General features: G+C 29.7%; 23 protein-coding genes and 1 other RNA gene. 5 read left to right on the top strand and 19 right to left on the bottom strand.

The window, feature by feature from the left end:
• Positions 1-530: 530 nt before the first annotated feature.
• From deoC to ssrA, 12 genes are all read right to left on the bottom strand, one after another.
• Positions 531-1169: a deoxyribose-phosphate aldolase gene (gene deoC / locus HMPREF3186_RS02680; RefSeq protein ID WP_060913824.1), complete on the bottom strand. Its 639-nt coding sequence runs from the start codon at positions 1167-1169 to the stop codon at positions 531-533.
• 10 nt (positions 1170-1179) lie between these two features.
• Positions 1180-2484, bottom strand: coding sequence for a thymidine phosphorylase (locus tag HMPREF3186_RS02675; RefSeq protein ID WP_060913823.1), 1305 nt, complete (start codon positions 2482-2484; stop codon positions 1180-1182).
• A 51-nt stretch (positions 2485-2535) separates the two neighbouring features.
• Entirely contained in the window at positions 2536-3084 is a 549-nt protein-coding gene (locus HMPREF3186_RS02670; RefSeq protein ID WP_060913822.1) for a hypothetical protein, read from the bottom strand.
• Between the two features lie 17 nt (positions 3085-3101).
• Positions 3102-3431 carry a hypothetical protein gene (locus HMPREF3186_RS02665; RefSeq protein ID WP_060913821.1) on the bottom strand — a complete coding sequence of 110 codons (330 nt, stop codon included), beginning with the start codon at positions 3429-3431 and terminating at the stop codon, positions 3102-3104.
• On the bottom strand, positions 3428-3907 hold the full coding sequence (locus HMPREF3186_RS02660; protein ID WP_060913820.1) for a hypothetical protein: 480 nt from the start codon (positions 3905-3907) through the stop codon (positions 3428-3430). Before HMPREF3186_RS02660 ends, HMPREF3186_RS02665 begins: the two co-directional genes overlap by 4 nt.
• Positions 3908-3930: 23 nt before the next feature.
• Complete coding sequence (gene floA / locus HMPREF3186_RS02655) at positions 3931-4920, bottom strand: flotillin-like protein FloA (protein WP_003145096.1); 990 nt, start codon at positions 4918-4920, stop codon at positions 3931-3933.
• A 21-nt stretch (positions 4921-4941) separates the two neighbouring features.
• Positions 4942-5565: an NfeD family protein gene (locus HMPREF3186_RS02650; RefSeq protein ID WP_060913819.1), complete on the bottom strand. Its 624-nt coding sequence runs from the start codon at positions 5563-5565 to the stop codon at positions 4942-4944.
• A 6-nt stretch (positions 5566-5571) separates the two neighbouring features.
• Positions 5572-6291: an MBL fold metallo-hydrolase gene (locus HMPREF3186_RS02645; protein ID WP_060913818.1), complete on the bottom strand. Its 720-nt coding sequence runs from the start codon at positions 6289-6291 to the stop codon at positions 5572-5574.
• 189 nt (positions 6292-6480) lie between these two features.
• A complete protein-coding gene (locus HMPREF3186_RS02640) occupies positions 6481-6666 on the bottom strand; it encodes a hypothetical protein (RefSeq protein WP_060913817.1) in 186 nt (61 codons plus the stop codon).
• Positions 6667-6788: 122 nt separating this feature from the next.
• On the bottom strand, positions 6789-6986 hold the full coding sequence (locus tag HMPREF3186_RS02635) for a hypothetical protein (protein ID WP_060913816.1): 198 nt from the start codon (positions 6984-6986) through the stop codon (positions 6789-6791).
• Positions 6987-7142: 156 nt separating this feature from the next.
• Positions 7143-7268: a hypothetical protein gene (locus tag HMPREF3186_RS09505; RefSeq protein ID WP_269446627.1), complete on the bottom strand. Its 126-nt coding sequence runs from the start codon at positions 7266-7268 to the stop codon at positions 7143-7145.
• A 241-nt stretch (positions 7269-7509) separates the two neighbouring features.
• Positions 7510-7866: a transfer-messenger RNA gene (gene ssrA, locus HMPREF3186_RS02630) on the bottom strand.
• 150 nt (positions 7867-8016) lie between these two features.
• Between ssrA and HMPREF3186_RS02625 the strand changes: the two genes are divergently transcribed.
• Entirely contained in the window at positions 8017-9264 is a 1248-nt protein-coding gene (locus tag HMPREF3186_RS02625; protein WP_060913815.1) for a replication-associated recombination protein A, read from the top strand.
• Between the two features lie 176 nt (positions 9265-9440).
• Here the strand turns inward: HMPREF3186_RS02625 and murB are convergent, their stop codons facing one another.
• The 6 genes from murB to HMPREF3186_RS02595 all read right to left on the bottom strand — a co-directional run bounded on the left by murB (position 9441) and on the right by HMPREF3186_RS02595 (position 16769).
• The gene (gene murB, locus HMPREF3186_RS02620) at positions 9441-10343 is read right to left on the bottom strand and encodes a UDP-N-acetylmuramate dehydrogenase (RefSeq protein ID WP_060913814.1); all 903 of its coding nucleotides are present in this window, start codon (positions 10341-10343) and stop codon (positions 9441-9443) included.
• On the bottom strand, positions 10336-10857 hold the full coding sequence (locus tag HMPREF3186_RS02615; protein WP_060913813.1) for a GrpB family protein: 522 nt from the start codon (positions 10855-10857) through the stop codon (positions 10336-10338). The genes murB and HMPREF3186_RS02615 overlap by 8 nt, the downstream gene beginning before the upstream one ends.
• Positions 10858-10990: 133 nt before the next feature.
• Positions 10991-11554 carry a DNA-3-methyladenine glycosylase I gene (locus tag HMPREF3186_RS02610; protein WP_060913812.1) on the bottom strand — a complete coding sequence of 188 codons (564 nt, stop codon included), beginning with the start codon at positions 11552-11554 and terminating at the stop codon, positions 10991-10993.
• Positions 11547-15098 (bottom strand): transcription-repair coupling factor, encoded by a 3552-nt coding sequence (gene mfd / locus HMPREF3186_RS02605; protein WP_060913811.1) that lies wholly within the window; start codon positions 15096-15098, stop codon positions 11547-11549. Before mfd ends, HMPREF3186_RS02610 begins: the two co-directional genes overlap by 8 nt.
• A 67-nt stretch (positions 15099-15165) precedes the next feature.
• Positions 15166-15723 (bottom strand): aminoacyl-tRNA hydrolase, encoded by a 558-nt coding sequence (gene pth / locus HMPREF3186_RS02600; protein ID WP_060913810.1) that lies wholly within the window; start codon positions 15721-15723, stop codon positions 15166-15168.
• A 95-nt stretch (positions 15724-15818) separates the two neighbouring features.
• On the bottom strand, positions 15819-16769 hold the full coding sequence (locus tag HMPREF3186_RS02595) for a ribose-phosphate diphosphokinase (protein ID WP_060913809.1): 951 nt from the start codon (positions 16767-16769) through the stop codon (positions 15819-15821).
• Between the two features lie 510 nt (positions 16770-17279).
• On the opposite strand from HMPREF3186_RS02595, the gene glyA reads away from it, so the two are divergent.
• From glyA to HMPREF3186_RS02575, 4 genes are all read left to right on the top strand, one after another.
• Positions 17280-18497, top strand: a complete 1218-nt coding sequence (gene glyA / locus HMPREF3186_RS02590) for a serine hydroxymethyltransferase (RefSeq protein WP_060913808.1) — start codon at positions 17280-17282, stop codon at positions 18495-18497.
• A gap of 186 nt (positions 18498-18683) precedes the next feature.
• Positions 18684-20045 carry a guanine deaminase gene (gene guaD / locus HMPREF3186_RS02585; protein WP_060913807.1) on the top strand — a complete coding sequence of 454 codons (1362 nt, stop codon included), beginning with the start codon at positions 18684-18686 and terminating at the stop codon, positions 20043-20045.
• Positions 20046-20078: 33 nt separating this feature from the next.
• Positions 20079-21392: a uracil-xanthine permease family protein gene (locus HMPREF3186_RS02580; RefSeq protein ID WP_060913806.1), complete on the top strand. Its 1314-nt coding sequence runs from the start codon at positions 20079-20081 to the stop codon at positions 21390-21392.
• Between the two features lie 122 nt (positions 21393-21514).
• Entirely contained in the window at positions 21515-21985 is a 471-nt protein-coding gene (locus HMPREF3186_RS02575; protein ID WP_048802077.1) for an S-ribosylhomocysteine lyase, read from the top strand.
• A 341-nt stretch (positions 21986-22326) separates the two neighbouring features.
• Here the strand turns inward: HMPREF3186_RS02575 and yajC are convergent, their stop codons facing one another.
• Positions 22327-22590, bottom strand: coding sequence for a preprotein translocase subunit YajC (gene yajC, locus HMPREF3186_RS02570; protein WP_060913805.1), 264 nt, complete (start codon positions 22588-22590; stop codon positions 22327-22329).
• Between the last annotated feature and the right edge of the window lie 34 nt (positions 22591-22624).

Below are 22624 nucleotides of genomic sequence, written 5' to 3'. Positions count from 1 at the left end.
TAATTGAAAACTTTAAAATTTTATTATTTTTACTTTGTGTTCTCATAAAAATCTGCTCCTAAATACATATTATTACAATTTTATTCTATCAAAAAAATATAGCTATTACAATTTAGCCTTCACCTCAATACACAACTGTAATTAATAATTTTTTTATTTACAGATAATTAAAATAATCCCATATTATTTTCTTTTAATACATAAAAGGAACGTTTTCTTTTTTAAAAAAATAAAGATATACTTTTCCTAAAGAATTAATTAATATCAAAAAATTAAAAAAAGGAACGTTCCACCAATATTATGATTAAAAAAATCATTACTGGTAAATCGCTCCTTATAATATTTATTAGATATCAAATGAATTTTTATAAATTATACTCTGAGACTAATTTAAATTATTTTTTTATGTTAATCTAAGCTTTTTTATCTTCTTAACAGTTTAAATTAACTCTTTTTATCTTACCTCTAGAAATTTCTTAATTACAATAAGTAAAATAATATTTCAACATTTAGACCTCTACTAAATTATATTATTTTACAATATCGATTCCTGAACTTGTTCCTAATCTTTCTGCTCCAAGATTAATATATTTTTGCGCAGTTTCTTTATCTCTAACTCCACCACTTGCTTTAACTTTTGCATTGTCACCTACTACAGACTTCATTAACTTTACATCTTCATATGTTGCTCCATCAGTCCCAAAACCAGTTGAAGTTTTTACAAAATCTGCCTTAGCAGCAAGTGATAACTCACAAGCTTTAACTTTTTCTTCATCAGTTAAATAACAAGTTTCGATAATAACTTTCAAAACATTATCTCCAATGGCCTCTTTTATTTGACGGATTTCATTTTCAACATATTCAAACTCTCCATCTTTCAATTTAGCAACATTGATAACCATATCTATTTCGCTCGCACCATTTTCTACCGCCTCTTTAGCTTCAAAAACTTTCGCAGCAGTAGTCATTGCACCTAATGGAAAACCTACAACAGCGGCAATTTTAACATCTGTTCCTTGTAAAAGATGTTTTGCATCTGCAACATAACAACCATTAACACAAACACTATAAAATTCATGTTCAATTGCTTCCTCGCAAAGTTTTTGAACATCAGTACCACTTGCTGTCGCCTTTAAAATTGTATGATCGATATATTTATTTAATCCCATTTTTTTACCTCTATTCTATTACTTCTAATATATTTTTAATATTTTCTATTTTTTCTTTTCCTATTACATAAGCATCTAAAACCATCGCTTTACTTGATTGAACATTTTTTTCATCATTATAATAAATTTCAGCGATGACATCACCTTTTTCTACCTTATCTCCGACTTTTTTCTTAAGTTCGATTCCTACTGCATGATCAACCTCATCTTCTTTTGTAGCTCGACCAGCACCAATAACCATCGCTGCTTTACCAATTTCTTCAGCTTTAATTTTTGTTACAAAACCTTCTTCTTCTGAGAATACCTCTAGAACTGATTTTGGCGTTGGTAACAGTTCATAATTATTTACTACTTCGCCATCTCCACCACTTAATTCAATAAACTGTCTTAATAACTCTAAAGCACGCCCATTAGCAATAACTTCATCTATTTTTTTAGCAGCTTCTTCGTATGTCTTAACTTCACCTTTGTATTTTAACGCTAGATAAACAATTTCATAAACTACTTCTTTAAGATCATCAGACCAGTTTCCTTTTAAGGCTTCTATTCCTTCGATAATTTCATTAGCATTTCCAATATTATATCCTAGTGGTTCTTCCATATTAGTCAGTACTGCTATGGTTTTTCTACCTACACTATTTCCAATTTCAACCATTCTACGAGATAATTCTCTCGCATCTTCAATAGTTTTCATGAAAGCACCATCACCGACTTTTACATCTAAAATAATTAAATCAGATTGAATTGCCAATTTCTTACTCATAATACTACTTGCTATTAAAGGAATACTGTCTACTGTTGCAGTCACATCACGTAATGCATATATTTTTTTATCTAACGGAACAATATTGTCACTGTAACCCATTAGCCCCACTCCAGTTTTACTAGCTACTTCTACTAATTCTTCTTTTGTAGTACTAAATTTAAAGTTTCTTATTGCTTCAAATTTATCAATCGTTCCTCCAGTGTGCCCTAAACCTTTACCCGATAACTTTGTTGTAGCCATTCCTACGGCTGATAAAATCGGCCCTAGAACTACTGTAACCTTGTCACCTACTCCACCTGTTGAATGTTTATCAACAAGATAATGATCTAGATTATCAAAGTAGATTGTATCACCTGAATCTTTCATAGTTAAAGTGAAGTTTGTAAGCTCATCTTTTGTCATATTATTAAAATATACCGACATTAAAAATGAACTCATCTGATAATCAGGTACCGTTCCTTTAAGGTATCCTTCTAGTAAAAATTCAATTTCAGCTTTTGTAAGTTCTTTATTTTTTTTCTTTTTATCTATGATATCAACAACTCTCATAGGTTATTCTCCTTAAATATTCTTCATTGAAAGATAAACTAATATATCTTTTTAAAAATCTTTACAATAAAAATTAGTCATTCTATATTTTTCATTTTCAATATAAATATTATTAGATACTTCTATTATCTGCAAATTCTTCTTATCTTTTAATATTTTATATATCTCTTCTTGACTTTTCTTACTATATACTATTTTATCACGAATTATATATATTTTGTAGCCTAATAATATTAACATATAGTTTTTATATTTAAGTAAAATCATATATAACATATAGAATAGGACTAATATTATAACTATTTTCCATAAAAATTGAAGTTTTTGATTTATAATCAAACATGTAATAATTACCATCAAAATTAAGTAATAATAATCAATACCGCTTTTCCTAGTAATTTCTTTTTTACTACAAACAAATATATTTGTAGGCTTACTACCATTTTGAATTATTAAAGAAAAAATAGATATTATCGTTAGTATTGTAGTTAATAAAAGCGCATCTAAATCTTGTTTTACAAAAGTATAAATAAGTAAAACAAAATAAAGAGGCATAAATGAATAAATACAATAACTAATATAGTTAAATGATTTTTTCATCTCATACCTCCTATTTATTATCTTTTACTTTTTGGTTTAGACAAAATCTCCGAAAAAATTATATCATTCACAATTCTTTCTTTGTCAAAAGTTAAAGAATTTGAAAATATTTCTTTTTCCTTATCTACTATAACACGTGGTTTCCTTTCAAAAAATTGTTGCTGTGAAGACTCATGTTTTGGAATATGATTATCCCTTTGATTATATCCTTTATAAACTTGTTTAGGGATTTTCTTCTTCTGTTTAACTTTCTTAACAGTTTCTTTATTATTTTTTTTATTATCCTTCGCTTTATCAATAATAAGTGAAACTATTAGAAAAATTATAGGAATCGCTAAACTACTCATCTTCCCCTCCTAGAGTCTCTGTTTAGATACTCATTTGCAATCAATCCACGAACAAAATTTTCTTGAGAAAATTCTAATTTTTTTGTATTATTTTTAGCATTACTAGGTTGGTCAAAATTTCTTTGTATCGAAAACTTATTACGACCTTTGTTGTAATTCTGACTATAATACTGTTGATATTTGTTCATAGTAGAGTTATCAACTTGTTGTTCATATATATCTTCTTTATAAACTTGTTGATCAGATAAAGAACTTTGTCTATTTCTAAATTCATTAGAATCCTTATTGGCAGCTTCTTTGATTCTTTTCATCTCTTCAACTGCCTTCAGTGCTTGAGCTCGAGCATTATCTAGCTCCATTTGTTTGGAATTATCTAAATTTTTTCTGTATCTTTTACTGTCAGAAGCAAAAACCATTACGAAAATAGCAAAAATTATGATAAATATTATTGGTGCTGCGAAAATTAAAAATGACATTTCACATCCTCCTTTTTATCTAATTATTTACCTGCTCCTGTTTCAGGTTGTGACATACGTTTAATTGAATCTCTCATACCTGTATCAGCTTCTAAATTCTTATAATTCATATAATCCATAATACCAAGATTACCTTGTTGGAAAGCTTTTGCCATAGCTAATGGTAATTCTGCTTCAGCTTCTACAACTTTCGCACGCATCTCTTGAATTCTAGCTTTCATCTCTTGTTCAGCCGCAACCGCCATTGCACGACGTTGTTCAGCTTTCGCTTGAGCGATATTTTTATCTGCGATAGCTTGCTCTGTTTGTAAATTCGCACCAATGTTTTGACCGATGTCGACATCTAGAATGTCAATCGATAAGATTTCAAATGCAGTACCTGCATCTAATCCCTTATCTAAAATTGTTTTAGAAATTCTATCTGGATTTTCTAGAACAACTGTGTGTGATTCAGAAGAACCGATTGTTGAAACGATACCTTCACCTACACGGGCGATAACTGTTTCTTCTCCAGCTCCCCCTACAAGTCGTTCAATGTTTGCACGAACTGTAATTCTTGCTTTTGCTTTTACTTCAATACCGTTAATTGCAACCCCTGCAATATACGGTGTTTCAATAACTTTAGGGTTAACACTCATTTGAACTGCTTGAAGTACATCACGTCCCGCTAAGTCAATTGCAGCACAACGTTCAAATGTTAAACTTACTATATTAGCTCTGTGAGCTGCAATAAGAGCATTGATTACTCTATCAACATTACCTCCTGCTAAATAGTGACTTTCCAATTGATTAATAGTAACAGCTAAACCAGCTTTATGTGCTTTAATCATCGGATTAATTACTCTACTTGGAATAACACGTCTTAGTCGCATACCAACAAGTGTAAAGATACTTACCTTAACTCCTGCAGCAATGGCACTAATCCAAAGACCAAGAGGGAAGAAAGTAAAGAATATCGATAGCACAATCAATACAACTACTACGATAATACCTGAAAATATTAATTCTGGCATAATACTACCTCCTTAAAATTTTTATATTTTTTTAACTACTATACGCATTCCTTCTACACGTATAATCTCTATCTCATTACCCTTTTCTATAAAATCTCCATCAGTTACTACATCCAACTTTTCATTTCCTAAAACAGCCACTCCTGCTGGACGTAAATCTGTATATGCTTGAAGTTTTTTTCCTATTAATTCTAATCTACTTTCACTCGCCACATATCCATCCTCTGTTGAAATAGAATCGTTAAGAACAAGTCTATTTAATAACATTAACCTTTTATGAAAAACATTTCTATTAACATAAAATTGTATCGTTGCAAGTATTAAAGAAATAACTAAAATAAATGCAATATGATATGTTGACTTATTAATGTAGATTATTGCATAAATCACGGTAATGATCCCTACTGATCCAACTATTCCACCAGGAATAAACATCTCTAGTCCTATTAGAGACATACCTCCAATAAATAATAATAGAACAAAAATACTAAGTCCTGTAGAATAAGAATGTAGAGCTATATATGTCGCTAAACTAAGTACTGACAAAATCCCCAAAAAATTAAGTTTTTTTGAAAACAATTGCTGACAGAAAGTTAATGACATAGTAATTAAAAGAATCCAATCGAGAGACATCATTAAATTCATATATAATCACCTCATTTTTGCATATTCTTTTTCTAGATAGTCTAATAATTCCTCCCTCGTGAAAATATTCCCATGACCGGGAACAGCATGTTCAAAGTCAAGAATCGATATTCTATCTATATAATCACGAAGCTTTTGTTTATTATATGCCATCGGTTTTGTATAATAATTTTTAGCGTGACTATCACCTAAAAACAATACTTTTTCTTCTGGTATATAAATTAAAAATGCATCATTAGAATGTGAGTTATCATTGTAAATACAATTAATTTTAACTCCTCCAAGATTCAAATTAAAATCAGCCATTTTAGGCATATCTGGAATTCTAATTTTTATCTCATGATTTTCATATACTCTCTTTATAACATCCGCACTGTATTTTATCTCCGTTCCATCCTTGACTCTTTGATACAGACTCTCATCATCCCATTCTAGTTGAGATAATTCTATTAAAGAGTCTCTAGCTCTATCAGTAGCAATTACTGGAATATCTAAATACGTTGCTCCAAAACTATGGTCCCAGTGATGGTGTGTTAATATCACATAACTTGGCATTGGTAAGTCATTTTCTTTTAATTCTTTTAGAAATGTTTCGACTTGTGCAGGTCCATTTCCTGAATCTAACATTACAGAGAAGTATTCTCCTTTTACATACCCCAGCGTTGGCTCTAAATACATATATCGTTGTTTTGTATAATAAAATCTATCTGAAAATTTAATTAGCATCCTTTTTACTTCCTTTTGATTATAGGTATATTATATCATATATCCTCTAAATTTGAAATATAACGAATTATAACGAAAGTATAAAAGGTCTATCTATCAATATATTAGAATATGTTTGGTGTATTTTAAAACATAACAGAAGTATTCGGAAATATAATAAATTTTAACAAGTATTTAGATACTTTTCCCCTAAATCCCCTCCACAATAAAGCCCCTTATTTTGGTGCTTAATCTTTCATTTCTTAAACAGTCAAGAGTGAACCTATCTCCATCTAACACTGCTTTGTATTCACTAATGTAAAATTGATATAATCTTTCTCCATCGTTTTCAAAATCTGCTTGAAATACTAATTTTTCGTATTCATCTTCTTCCATATATCCTAGATACGCTTTTTATTCATCAACTAAATGACAACAAGTACAGTCGTTTTAATTTTCTTCTATCCAGTATCTTACTGTTGAACTTTCTTATAATACTAATCCATTAATAACAACCATCATTTGTCATTTTTTAATTCCTCCGAATATCTAATTAATTTCTTTGCTACTTTAAAACTCATATTTTCTAACTCATACTTACCACTGCGGTAATTTTGAATAACGCTCAGTGTCAATCCAGTATCTTTTGAAATTCTATAATCAGTTAAATTACTATTAAATAATTCTTCTATTTGTTTAATCGCTTGTTCTATCATTGTAAAACCTCCTAAATAAGTTTTAATATAATTGAAATTATCACGGCGAATATACCTAATACTATAATCATAGTTTGTATTTTTTCTTTTTTCATGATATAATGTGGGGAAGTATTTAGGTACTAGGAGCTTTTTTAAGCTCCGTTCCCTAATAGGTTATTTGCAGACTTTTTCAAAGATTTCAAGAATTGTGTTTACTATTTCTAAGATAGCTAACACAGATGCTAGTACCAACATCTTGTCTTTGTGAGAGTCTGTTTTTTTATTTCTTCTGTTACTCACTACATCCGCTACATTACATCATCAATTGTGCCTTCTAAAAGGTGCAGAGTCAAGTGATATTTAAAAACTTTTTAAGTAAATGAATGAAAAATTAGCCCCTATTTATTAAGTAAGGGCCAAAATATTATATCATACAAAAATTGTAAAGTATATTATTATATTTGAACATTTATATACTTAGATTTTCCTAATAAAAAAAGAAAGAAAGCAATACCAAAAAGGTTTACTTTCTTTAAATTCTATATGGAGATGGCGGGATTTGAACCCGCGTCCAAAAATGCCTCCCCTTAGCTTCTACATGTTTAGTTTACCTATTAAATTTAATTCTCCACTTAAGCCGATAAACAGGCAATGAAAAACGAGTTTGATTTATCTCTTATTTTTTTCTACAAACGGAAGAAAAAAATCGTAGACTGCTAAGAATGAACCGATTAGCTTTGTCACAGTCAAACAAAGTAATCAGCCTTTAGCTTATTAAGCTGCTAAAGCGTAATTTGTTTTTTCGCCAGTTATATTTAACTGATGTGTTGTTAAAGGAGACAACCCTCCTACATGCCACCAAGAAGACTAGCATCCCTGTCGAATCCTAAACATCCCCTAATTGTGATTATTATATTTTATCATAAAATTCAAATTATGTAAAATTTTATTATCTCTACAATATTCTATGATTTAAATTCAACTCTTACCTACATTAATCATTCTTATGATATAATAAATTGTATATAATAAAACTAAAGGAGGAACCATGGAAACACTTATTAATAAATTACGTCCAAGTAGAATCGATGATATTATCAGTCAACATCATTTAATTGGTGATGGAAAAGTTCTTACTAAAATAGTAGAAAGCAAAAAAATGTTCTCATTTATTCTATATGGTCCCCCTGGAACTGGAAAAACTTCAATCGCTAATGCATTAGCTAATGAACTAGACTATAAATTTAAAATACTGAATGCTGTAAATTGTACAAAAAAAGATTTAACTGCTGTAATAGAGGAGTCAAAAAGATTTAAAAAAGTTATTCTACTACTCGATGAGTTTCACAGACTAACTAAACCTATGCAAGATATTCTACTTCCTGAAATCGAGTTTGACAATATATACGTTATTGGTTGCACAACGAACAATCCTTATCATACTGTTAATCCTGCAATTAGATCACGTTTAATAATTTTTGAATTACAACAAGTTTCAAACGATGACATTTATGAATATCTTAAAAAAATATCAAATAATAAAGAAATATTCCCTAAGGATTTAAAAATAGAAGATGATGTTTTTAAAACAATTGCCCTAAACTCTTCTGGTGATTTGAGATTCTCATTAAATACTTTTGAAATTTTATATAATTTATCAAACGAAGGTGAAATCGTTACAAAAGATAAACTATTAAATTTATCTCTAGGAAAATTTAAAGCTTATGACAAAGATGGAGATGCTTTTTATGATATTATTAGTGCTTTCCAAAAATCTATTCGTGGCAGCGATGTAGATGCATCGCTATACTACTTAGCATTATTAATTGATAGTGGCGATTTAGACACTATATATAGAAGAATGAGTGTTATAGCTTACGAAGATATCGGTCTAGCAAATCCAAATATCGGGCCTTTTGTCCATGCTGCTATTGAAAGTGCGAAGATGCTTGGATTACCCGAAGCAAGAATACCATTAGCCAACGCTGTTATTCAACTAGCACTTTCCTTAAAATCTAATAGTGCTTATATGGCGATTGACAATGCACTGCACGAAACTAAAACAAATCCAAAATTCATAATTCCTGATCACTTGAGAGATGCACATTATTACGGCGCTGATAAACTGAATCGAGGAGTTGGATATCAATATCCACACAGCCATCCAACAGGGTATATTAAGCAGCAATATCTTCCTGATAACTTAGTAGGAAGAACATTCTACACACCAAAAACAAATAATAAAAATGAACAAAATCTAGCGCAATATAAAAAATTTATAGATAATGTGAAATAGAAAAAGGGCTAATCCAGCCCTGAAATTTAACAAAGTTCTATGTAAACTCATAGACGCAGTGGTTTATTGATATCTAAATGCGCTTTAGAAAAGCTTTTTAGATATCTAATAAACTGTGCGAGGGTGACTCGACAAAATCGATTTCTCCGAAATCACGATTTTTGAGTCACTCCTTTTTATTCTCCTAAAATTTTAACTTCACACTCAAGTTCAACCCCTGAGTCTTCTAGTACTTTTTTCTGCACTTCTTTTATTAAATTTTTATAATCTTCACAAGTTGCAGAATTTATATTAACCATAAATCCTGCATGTTTTTTAGACACTTGAGCGCCACCTACAGTCAAGCCTTGTAGTCCGGCATCTTGGATTAATTTTCCTGCGAAGTATCCTTCTGGTCGTTTAAATACAGAACCACATGAAGGGTATTCTAAAGGTTGCTTATCAGAGCGCATTTTATTCAATTCTTCTACTTTAGAGACAATTTCTTCTTTGTTTCCTTTTTTCATTTGGAAATAAACTTTAGAAATAATTTCCTTAGTTTCCTGAATTACTGAATGTCTATATGAAAATTCCATTTGTTCATTAGTATATATTTTCTTTTCACCGTTTTTAGTGAAAACTTCAACCTTTTGAACTACTTCTTTCATTTCACCACCGTATGCTCCAGCATTCATGAAGATTGCTCCACCAACACTACCTGGAATCCCACATGAGAATTCAAGATTAGTTAGGCTATTTTCAATACAAAAATCAGTAAGCTCTTTTAATGTTAACCCGGCATAACAAGAAATAACATCACCTTCTAGTAACTCTATATCATTCATATCACTAGTTAAAGCTACTATTCCTTGAATTCCACTATCAGAAATTAATACATTTGAACCATTACCTAGTATAGTCAATTCAATATTATTTTTATTGCTATATGCTATTACATTTTGTAAATCTTTTTCATTATTTATTTTCACTAAAATCTCAGCATTACCACCTGTTTTTGTAAAACTATAATTTCTTAAAGGTTCGTTATATAATACTTCACTACTTTGAAGAATATCTTCAATATTTTTTATTTTAATCATTAGTTTCAATCCTTTTTAAAATTTCATTTATAAATATTAATTTTTGTGCTAAATAATCTTTAAATGAAAGTTCTTTGTTCATATTTTTGAATGAATTATAGTCATCTTTTAGCTTATCATTACTAAAAACAGCTCTAGCTTTTATAAAATCTTTGTGTACTGCTGTATCACGTTGAACAACATTTAGGACTACATCGTAACTCACTGTTAGATAATCAGTTATTCTTGCGTACTTAATTACCCCTTTTATTCCATTATGAGCAATTCTGTGATATCCTATATTGTTTAATCTTTTTTCATCAAATGTAGTTATTTCATGTAAATTCTCAACAACAACAAGAATATCTACAATTTTTTCTCCCAACACCTGTGTAGTACTAGTGGCTCCAATATGTAAAAACTCACATTTCGGCATTTTTGGGATTTCTTGTATTTTTTTTATTTCTTCTAAAAATATGCTTACAAAGACCTCATTGTCTTTTATTTCTTCAATTTTAACAATTCTCTTATCCATTTATAAAATCCAATCTTGTAATTAAATATCCTAATCTATTATAGACGTTATTTTATTTAAAGTAAAGCTATATCTGGATTTCATCTATGAGCTAAGTAAATAAACTTATGATATTAACTACATTATTTATTTACTAACAGCATTCTTCATAACAAAAACATCCCTTTTCATGATCATTTATCATTCCAATCGCTTGTAAATAGCTATAGATAATAGTACCACCTACAAAATTAAATCCTCTTTTTTTCAAATCTTTACTAATTTTTATAGAAAGCTCAGATTCACTTAGTGCATCTTTATAGCTTGTTAATTTATTATTAATTTTTTTATAGTTTATAAAACTCCAGATATATTTATCAAAACTTCCAAACTCTTTTTGTACTTTGATAAATGCAATAGCATTTTTTCTAACAGAATAGATTTTCAATTTATTTCTTATTATACTTTCATCTTCTCTTAATGATTCTAAATATTCATCTGTATAATTTGCACAAATATTATAATCAAAATTATTAAAAACTCGTTTAAAATTCTCGCGTTTTTTTAATACTAGTGACCAACTTAACCCAGCTTGCATACCTTCTAATACTAAGTACTCGAATAACGTTTGATCGTCATGAGTTTCTCTTCCCCACTCATTATCATGATATTCAATTTCTAAGGGATCTTTTGCCCACGGACATCTATGTTTATTCATACGTAGCCTCCAAATTACTATTTACTAAAGTAAGCATTTCTCTAATACGTCTAATAGTATATCTTTCTTTTTTATCAATTTCTAAGAAAAATCCATCCTTTGCAATAATACGTGTATCTTTATGAGGAGTTAATGCAGTAAATAATTCTTTTCCTTTTAGGTTATTCATAATTTCTTTATCGAATGTTATAACAACTTTATTGGCTAATTCTTTTATACTAGTAACCATAGTATTTTTCGCTATAACTTTTAAATAACAAATATCTATTAGATTATTTACTTCTTCTCCAAAATCAGAGAATCTATCTATTAAATCTTCCACGATACTTTCTATTTCTTCATCACTAACAACATTATTCAATCTCTTATAGAAGTCTATTTTATCTGCATCATTAGAGATATATTCTTTTGGAATAAAGGCATCTACATTAAGTTTAATCTCTAGGTCATCTGTTTCAACTTCAAAAATATCTTTTTTAATTTTCGGAGCAGCTTCTTTGATTATATTTTCATAATAACTCACATCTTGAGTTCTATCCTGCTCTAATAACGGTTCTAAAATACCTTTTTTAGCTTGAATTTCTTGTTCTAACATTTGAGAATATAACGTATAACCAACTGAGTCGATAAATCCATGTTGTCTTCCACCTAGAACATCACCTGCTCCTCGAATAGATAAGTCCTGCATGGCAATCTTGAATCCACTTCCTAGAGAAGTAAAATTCTTAATCGCTGATAATCTTTTCTCCGAGTTTTCAGTTAGCGACTTAAACGGTTCGTACATTAAGTAAGCATAAGCTTCTCTACTACTACGTCCAACTCGTCCACGAAGTTGATACAACTGACTTAGTCCAAAACGATCAGCATCCTCTACTATTAGTGTATTTACATTTGAAATATCAATACCAGTTTCTATAATAGTAGTCGAAATTAACATATCATATTTTCTATCTATAACATCTGTCATAATATTCTCAAGTTCCCTTTGACTCATGCGACCATGTGCATACGCTATGTTAATATCAGGTAATAATCTTTTTAGCTCTAAATACTTCTCATCGATTGTCTCTACTCTATTATAAACATAGAAAACTTGTCCTCCGCGATTTACCTCATTCATAACCGCTTCTTTAATAACCATTTTATTCTGAGCTGTTACGAATGTCTGGATAGGTTGACGTTCTCTTGGTGGTGTCTCTATTACAGATAAATCCCTAATTCCAATTAAACTCATATGAAGTGTTCTTGGAATTGGTGTGGCACTAAGAGTTAATACATCAACAGTATTTTTAAGATGTTTAATTTTTTCTTTGTGTTTAACTCCAAAACGTTGCTCTTCATCTATTATCAATAAGCCTAAATCTTTATATTTAAATTTATCATTTAGTAGTTTATGCGTTCCAACGATAATATCTATTTTTCCTTCTTCTAGCTTTTTACAAATCTCAGTAATATCTTTTGCAGATTTAAATCTGCTTACTACCTCTATATTAATAGGGAAATTCGCAAATCTACTTATAAAGTTATCATAGTGTTGTTCAGCAAGTAGTGTTGTTGGTACTAAAACAGCTACTTGTTTATTATCAGTAACAGCTTTAAATGCAACCCTCATCGCTACTTCTGTCTTACCAAATCCAACGTCCCCACATAACAATCTATCCATCGGGCGTTCTTTTTCCATATCTCTCTTAATCTCTTCAGTAGCTTTTACCTGATCTTCAGTAGGAGCAAATGAAAAATCTGCTTCAAATTCAGCTTGCAAGCTTCCATCAATACTGTACGCATAACCTGAACTCAATTCACGTTTAATATATAACTTAATAAGATCTTCAGATATATCCTCAATTTCTTTACGAACTCTGCTCTTAGTCTTCTGCCAATTTTTAGTACCAAGTTTATTTAATGCGGGTTTTCTATTATCAGTAGAAGCGGTATATTTTTGAATATAGTTCATATTATTTATATCTACATAAATAATATCCCCACCATCATAAACAATTTTTAAAAAGTCTTTAAATACTCCCCCTACTTCTACATTCTCAATACCTTCATATAAGCCAATTCCGTGACTAACATGAACAATATAATCCCCAATATTCAGTTCTTGATAGTTTCTTATTTTTTCTGAATTTGTATACTTGAACTTTACACGTCTTTTTTTTCTTTCTTCTTCTGTAAATAGTTCACGTGGCGTTAATAAGAATATTTTATTTTTTCTATCCTCTAATCCCTTAAGGTGATATTTATTTACATCAATAAAAATTTTCCCTTCTTTAACACCGTAATAAATATCATCATAAAAATAATTATCAAATAACACTTTCTCAACATAATCTTTTTGTTTCTGTGTGTTTAATGAGATAATTACTTTGTAATTATCTGTAATCTTCTCTCTAATTTCTTTAGCTAAATACTCTTCACTTGAATAATAAGCCAAGTCGATTATATCTAAGTTATAGTTTTTCTCTATAATCTTGTCATTTAGCTTTAAAGTAGATAAGTAGTATTTTCTAATATCTAAATTTTGAATTTTTTCAAATGCTATATTATCTATTACATCTTGATAAATATAACTTCTATTTATCTCCTGTAAACTTGTTAAAAAATACTCTCTTAATCCTTCTATTTTTTCTAATATTTTATGATAATTATCATAGAATACTATAGTATCATCGTTTAAATAATCAGCAATACTATACGTATTTTCATAAATTAAATTCGAGAAACTCTCTAAGTCACTGAAATCTCCTGTTGCTTTATAGATTTCTACTTTTTCCTTAAGATAAGTGCTAATCTCTTGATAATTCTCATCTTTTTGTATTTTTTTATCATCCAACTTAGCAAGTACTCTTTCTACAACTATATCTTTTTCTTCAGAAGTAAGGAAAAAATCACTTGTCGGATAAATAACTGCACTATCAATTCTATCTAGAGATCGTTGAGTAATTTCATCAAAAATCCTCATACTATCAAGCTCATCATCAAAGAAATCTAATCGTATCGGCTTTTCACTTAGAGGACTAAAAATATCAACTATACTACCTCTTTTAGAAAATTCTCCAACTACATCAACACTTTCAACTCTTCTATACCCCATATTTACAAGTTTTCTTTGTAATTCATCAAAACTTATAACAGTATCCTCATTAATTTCAAAACTATTATTTTTGAAATCACTAGGATTTTTTACCGTTCTATATATAGCTTCTATTGGAATAATAATTATGCTTTGTATATTATGAACTAAGTTTTCAAGTACTTTTATCGAATTTTGGACTAGATCATTACTTTTAGATGTATGTCGTTTTAGTATATCGATTTCTGGATAAATATAAGTTTCTTCCTCGAAATCACTTAAAATTGCAAATAACTCTTCAGCCTCAGCTTTACTTTGCGATAACACAACAATAGTCTTATCACTTTGTTTATACTCATTATATATCTCTAAAGCACGTGTTGTTATATTTTGTCCGTAAATTCCTATATTTTTATGTTTTTTTTCAAATTGTAAATCAACTATTTCTAACAGACTATTTTTTATCATATACGCTCCTTTCCACGATAAATAGCAGCAAAGGAAACTATCTTTCTCTAATGCTGCATTTATTCTTCTAATTATATTTATTCATCAAATCTACAAAATTCATTTTAGAAAAATCTTCAATACAGTTTATACTTTTCGAATAAATCTTTTCAATTTCAATCATTTCATCTTTTGAAAATCTTCCTAATACATAATCAACTACCTTCATTGGTGGAGTTGGTCTATCAATACCAATTTTTAATCGATTAAATTTTTCTGTTCCAAGGTGACTTATTATACTCTTAATACCATTATGTCCACCGCTACTTCCTTTAGCTTTAAGTTTAAAGTTTGAAGTTTTTGTATCTAAGTCATCATAGATTATCAAAATATCTTCTATATCAATTTCAAAATAATCATAAAACTTCCCTACTGCTTCTCCAGATAAATTCATATATGTCGTAGGTTTAATTAATAAATATTTAATTCCGTTGTGATATGTCATAGCATATTCTGCATTGAACTTTGTTTTATCAAAACTTACATTCCAAGATTTTGCTAGTTCATCTAGAACCATAAAACCAATATTATGCCTTGTATTTTCATATTGTTTTCCTGGATTTCCTAATCCAACTATTAATTTCATAGATTATCCTCTCTTTATTTTATTTACTATCGAAAATATGACTTAAAGAAGGCAACGGACTCCGCTGCCTTCTCTAAGTTTAATTTAATTAATTATTATTCAAAAAGAACACTTACAGGCTCGTTATTGTGGATTTTGTAAATAGCTTTAGCTATTAAATCACCTACACATAACGGTACCATTTTATCTAATTTTTTCTCTTCTGGTATATCTATTGTGTTAGCATATACTAATTCTTTAATTGGAGAATTTTCAATTCTATCTAATGCTTGTCCACTTAACACAGCATGTGAGCAACTTGCATAAACTTCTTTTGCTCCTCTATCTTTAAGTGCTTGCGCTCCTAAAGTAATAGTTCCTGCTGTATCGATAATATCATCTATAAGGATACATGTTTTTCCTTCAATGTTACCTACAATATTCATAACTTCAGCAACATTTGGTTTTGGTCTTCTCTTATCGATAATTGCGATTGGTGTATTTAATGCATCTGCTAGTTTTCTAGCACGTGTTACACCACCGTGGTCAGGTGATACAACAACCACTTCTTCCATATCTGGAAGTTTTTCTTTAAAATATTTCGCAATAATTGGTACACACATAAGGTGATCAACTGGAATGTCAAAGAAACCTTGAATTTGAAGAGCGTGAAGATCTAATGCAATTATACGATTTGCTCCTGCTACTTCTAATAAGTTAGCTACTAGTTTAGCAGTAATTGGTTCACGACTTCTTGCTTTCCTATCTTGACGTGCATATCCATAATATGGAATTACAACGTTAATAGTGTCCACTGAAGCACGTTTAAGTGCATCTATCATAATTAATAAAGTCATCAAGTTGTCATTTACAGGTCCACTAGTTGATTGTAATACGAATACTTCGCTACCACGTACACTTTCCTCTATATTAATTGAAACCTCTCCGTCACTGAATTTTTTTACACTACATTTACTTAACTCTACTCCTAGTGACTTCGCTACTTGTTGTGCTAATGGAATATTAGCATTTAATGAAAACAGCTTTAATGGTTTATCTACAAGCATATTAAATTTTTCTCCTTAAAATTTGGTTCGATAGTAATACAGATGTATTCCATTGATTATTATAGCATAAATATTAAACAATTTCTACTAATTCAAGTATAGACCAATTAAAATCCATTAATTTTTTTACTATTTGTATTTATATTTTTAATTAAAATTTATTACTTAGCATTATATTAATATTTTTTACATTAATATTAGAAATTCTATCTCGTTAACTTATTACAATCGATATTTAATAATTTGAATTTTAATATTCGGTTTTCACATCTAGTTTTCTATATTTTTAAATAATTTTGAATATTCCCATCATTTTTTAGTTTATTTATTATTCATATTATGCTATTATTATAAGACATAGAATAAAAGAAATTTTGCAAAGATTTAACTATTAAAAAAAGCATATTTTTCTTAATAGTTAACATAGTTTTAAATTTAACTATTAGTTCTTACTTTTATGGAACTTTACTTTTCTTTATTCTAAATACATATAATTGAAGGAGTACCATTATGGATAAAATTTTTGAACTTATTGAAAAAGAACAACATAGACAAGACACAAACATTGAACTTATTGCAAGTGAAAACTTTGTTTCTAAAGATATTCTAAAAGCCACAGGAAGTATTTTAACAAATAAATATGCTGAAGGATATCCTGGAAAAAGATACTATGATGGTTGTGAAGTAATTGATGAAATAGAATCTCTTGCAATAGATAGATTAAAAGAACTTTATGATGCAAAATTTGCAAACGTGCAAGCACACTCAGGATCAAGTGCAAACATCGCAGTTTACTTATCTTTATTAACACCTGGTGATACTGTTTTAGGGATGAGTATGGATGCAGGTGGTCACCTAACTCACGGTAGCAAAGTTAACTTCTCAGGAAAACTATTTAATGCTGTTTCTTATGGAGTGACAAAAGATACGCATCTTATAGATTACGATGAAGTCCTTCGTATTGCTAAAGAGCATAAACCAAAAATGATTATTGCCGGATCAAGTGCATACTCTCGTATAATTGATTTTGCTAAATTTAGAGAAATTGCTGATGAAGTAGGTGCTTACCTAATGGTTGATATGGCTCATATCGCTGGTTTAGTAGCTGCCGGCTTACATCCAAACCCAGTACCTTATGCTGATGTAGTTACATCTACTACACATAAAACTTTAAGAGGTCCACGTGGTGGTATTATCCTTACTAACAATGAGGAAATCGCAGTTAAAATTAATAAAATGATTTTCCCTGGTGCACAAGGTGGGCCATTAGAACATGTTGTTGCCGCGAAAGCGATTTGTTTCGCTGAAGCTCTTAAACCTGAATTCAAAGTATATCAACAACAAGTAGTAAAAAATATGAAAGCAATGGTAGAAGCATTTAAGGCTAACAATATTCCAGTGGTATCAAATGGTAGTGATAACCACCTATGTCTTATCGACACGTATTCTACTTACAATGTTACTGGACATGAAGCTAGTGACCTATTAAGTAAAGCTAAAATCACATGTAATAAGAATGGTATCCCATTCGATACATTACCACCAATGAAAACTAGTGGATTACGTATAGGAGCTGCTGCTATGACTTCTAAAGGTTATGTAGAAGAAGATTTTGTAGAAATTACAAATATCATTTGTAATTTATTAAAACAAGGTGAAAACTATCTAGAAAAAGCTCAAGAAAGAGTAGCCACTTTAGTAGCAAAAGAAAGAAAAGAATTTAGATAAAAATATAATTATTAATATTTCAAACGACGAGGAAAATGTTCTTCGTCGTTTTTGCGAACTTTATACTTTTTAAAACCACTTAAATGTTCGTCTTTAGAAAAGTATTTTTTAAGTTTTATATTTTTATGTTGACAATGTTCGTTTTTCATGTTATATTTATAAAAATTCTTTAGGAGAAATAAAAATATGAAAACCGAAAAAATTATTAAGGCATCTTTTTTCCATAGTCCAAAGTATGGCGAAATTGAATTTCTAGAACATACTGTACTTTTAGTTTCTGATAATGGAATTATTTCTAAAATTATTAGAAAAGAAGATGAAAATTATCAACAAATATTAGATAAATACTCAAAAGACAATAACTTTATTGATTTTAAAGATAAAATTCTTTTACCCGGTTTTATCGATTTGCACATACACGCTCCACAATGGCCACAAGCCGGACTTCCCTTAGACGATGAATTAAGCCACTGGCTAAATAATTTCACCTTCCCTTTAGAATCAAAATATGAAGATATCAACTACGCTCGAAAAGTCTATAGTGACCTAGTAAAAACATTATTAGCTAATGGTACTACATCTGCAATGTACTTTGGAACTATCCATAATGAAGCTACACTAGAATTAGCGAAAATTTGTGCTAATTTGGGGCAAAGAGGTTTTGTCGGTAAAGTTGTAATGGATGATAAGACTATGAATCCTGATTTTTACCGAGATAATAGTACAAAAGAAGCTATTGAAAATACTGAGAAGTTTATTAATGATGTGCAGAAGCTTTCAAAAGATGTTCCTCAAGGTGTATATGCAGTTATTACTCCTCGTTTTGTTCCAAGCTGTACAGACGGTGCTCTTTTAGAGTTAGGAAAATTAGCAAAGAAATATAACTGCTATGTACAAAGTCATTGTAGCGAAAGTGATTGGGAGCATAATTTCGTTCTTGAACGATTTGGAAAAAGAGATACTGAAGTCCTAAATCAATTCGGATTATTAACAGACAAATCGATAATGGCTCATGGCAATTTTATAAATTCTGAAGATGCTGATATCTTCAAAAAGAACAAATCTTCAGTTTGCCACTGCCCTATTTCTAACTCATATTTTGCCAATGCAGTCTTACCTGTTAACAAACTCAAAAAACAAGGTTTAAATATTTGTTTAGGTACCGATATCTCGGGAGGTTTCTCCCCCAGCCTATATGACAATATAAAACATACAGTCATGATTAGTAGGATGTTAAATGACGGAGTTGACAATAGACTAGAAGCTAATTGCCGTGGTAATCATGATTCTAAAGTGAGTGTGTTTGAAGCATTTTATCTTGCAACTACCGGTGGTGGTGAAGCTTTAAAATTACCTCTTGGACTTTTTAAAGAAGGATATATTTGCGATTTCCAAGTCATCGATATCAATACACCAACAAACAAACTTCCAAATTATTTAGATAATGAAGAAGACAAGCACCTTCTTCAAAAAATATTATACCTTTCTACTTCCGAAAATATTCGTGAAGTCTGGGTTCAAGGTAAACAAATTCTAAAAAAAGATTAATAACATAAAAATAAAAAGGAGATTACGTTTTTTATGACGAAACAAAATAAACATTTAACTATAGGTGTTGAAGAAAATATTCCATTTTCACAATCCTTAATCCTAGGTTTACAACACGTCCTTGCAATGGATGTCTACGTACCACCATTTATCTTAGCAACAGCTATTGCATTATCACCTGGCGATGCTACTGGTTTAATTCAATCTACTTTTCTTGGTGCTGGTATCGCATCATTAATTCAGGTATTATTCTACCTAAGATTACCGGTCTGCCAAGGTCCATCATTTATTCCTCTTGGTGCTATTATTGGTATTTATATGGGAACTAAAAATCTTGGTACTGTTCTTGGTGCAAGTATAGTTGGTGCAATATTAGTAATCTTACTTGGATATTCTGGTATTTATAAATATATAGTAAAAAACTACATACCTTCTATCGTCAGTGGAACGATAATTATGATTGTAGGATTAACTTTACTTCCTTCAGCATTTGTTAGTAATATCTACATCGAAGGAAACGGTCTGACAATGAAGCAAAATGTATTATTAGCATTTATTACAGCAGCTTCTCTAATTCTATTTTCTACTTTAGGGAATTACGTTAACAAGTTCAAAAGAATTTTCCAAATTTCTTCAGTAATAATCGCTTTAGCTATTGGAACATTTTCTGCATACTTAATGGGTGGTTTTAATACTCAAGGAATTAAGGATGCCAGCTTTTTCTCAATGCCAAAACTATTATTCTTAGATTATAGTATACATTTTGAAATCTCTGCTATTATCACAATGATTATTATTTACATGGTACTTTTAGCTGAGACTACAGGAACTTGGTATGCAGTAAGCTCAGTTATTGACCAACCTTTAAGCGACACTCAAGTTAACAAAGGTGTTATCGGAGAAGGTATCGGATGTTTAGCTGCCGCTCTAGTCGGAGCAACTCCTGTTACTGGTTACTCTACAAATGCTGGAATTATCTCTATTACTGGGGTAGCTAGTAGAAAAGTTTTTGTTATGGCTTCATTCTGGTTTATCGGATTATCATTCTTAGGTAAACTTTCTGCCATTATTAATTCAATTCCTTCTGCAGTAATCGGTGGGGTATTCTCAGTGGTATGTATTATCATCCTACTAAACGGATTTAGAGTTGTTAAAAATCTAGACTTCTCTGAAAGAGAATTATACATTATCGGAGTACCTTTAATGTTTACAATTGGATTATTATTTATTCCAGCAGAATTAAAAGCTAGCGCTCCACAATTGCTTCAATACTTAATAGGTTCTCCTATTGCAGTTGGGGCAATTGTAGCCATAATAATGAATAAACTTATCCCGTTGGAAAAATAATTCTAAAACTTTAAAACTGATGTTCAGACGAGCATCAGTTTTTATTCTTATTAATTTTATATTTTCCAAAAATATAGTATAATTATAACTGCTAATTAAATTACAGAAATGGAGATATATAGATGACAGAAAAGAAAATGAATGTTGAAAGTTTCAACCTAGATCACACTAAAGTTGTTGCACCATATATTAGATTAGTTGGTGTATATTCTGGGGATAATGGCGACAAAATATATAAATATGATATTAGATTTTGCCAACCAAATAAAGAACACTTAGAAATGCCGAACCTTCACTCTTTAGAGCATTTAATTGCTGAACTTATTAGAAATCACCTTGATAATGTACTAGATTTTGGTCCAATGGGATGCCAAACAGGTTTCTACTTATCAGTAATTAACAATGATAGTTACGAAGAAGTTGAAGAAGCACTTGCAAAAACTCTAGAAGATGTCCTTGTAGCTACTGAAGTACCTGCATGTAATGAAGTACAATGCGGTTGGGCAGCATCTCACTCTTTAGAGGGTGCTCAAATGGAAGCTAAAAAATTCTTAGAAAAACGCTCTGAATGGAAAAACGTTTTTAGTAAATAAAAAATAAAGAATCAAGAGATTAACCTTTTGGATTAATCTCTTATTTTTAATTTATTCATTTATCAAAGTATAAATAAAATTTTAAAGTAAGATTTTTTATACACCCATAAAAATCTATATAACTATTTTACAAAAATTCTTTTTTAGACCTACACATAATTTATAAATTATTCGAATAACCTATATACAGAAAATATTAATATCATCAAACTACTATATATATTATATTTCATAACTATTAAAATACTTTTTATAATTTATACTTGTTCTAATTCTTAAGTATTTAGCAAAAATTTTCAAAAAAATAAGCAGATTACTAATATAATCTGCTTAAACATTTATTATTTTGCAACTAAGCTACGAATAGAATTTCTGTCTAATTCAATTTCTACTTTTGGTGCAATTCTTACTTTTACTGTTACTGTCCCTACTTCTACGATATCTCCGTAAATTCCTGCGAAAGTTACAATTCTATCTCCTTCTTTTAATGAATCTTGAAGAAGTTTTAATTCTTTATTTCTTTTAGATTGCGGTCTAATAATCATGAAATACATGAATGCAAAAAGAACTACAATCATAATAATATTAATATATGAATATTGCATATTTTACCTCCGGTTGATTTATATATATTTATTC

Origin of the sequence: Gemella haemolysans, assembly GCF_001553035.1 — a bacterium.
In the GTDB taxonomy this organism is placed as follows: domain Bacteria; phylum Bacillota; class Bacilli; order Staphylococcales; family Gemellaceae; genus Gemella; species Gemella haemolysans_B.
Note: the sequence above shows the minus strand (reverse complement) of the source record. Positions and strands in the feature narration are given on the sequence as shown.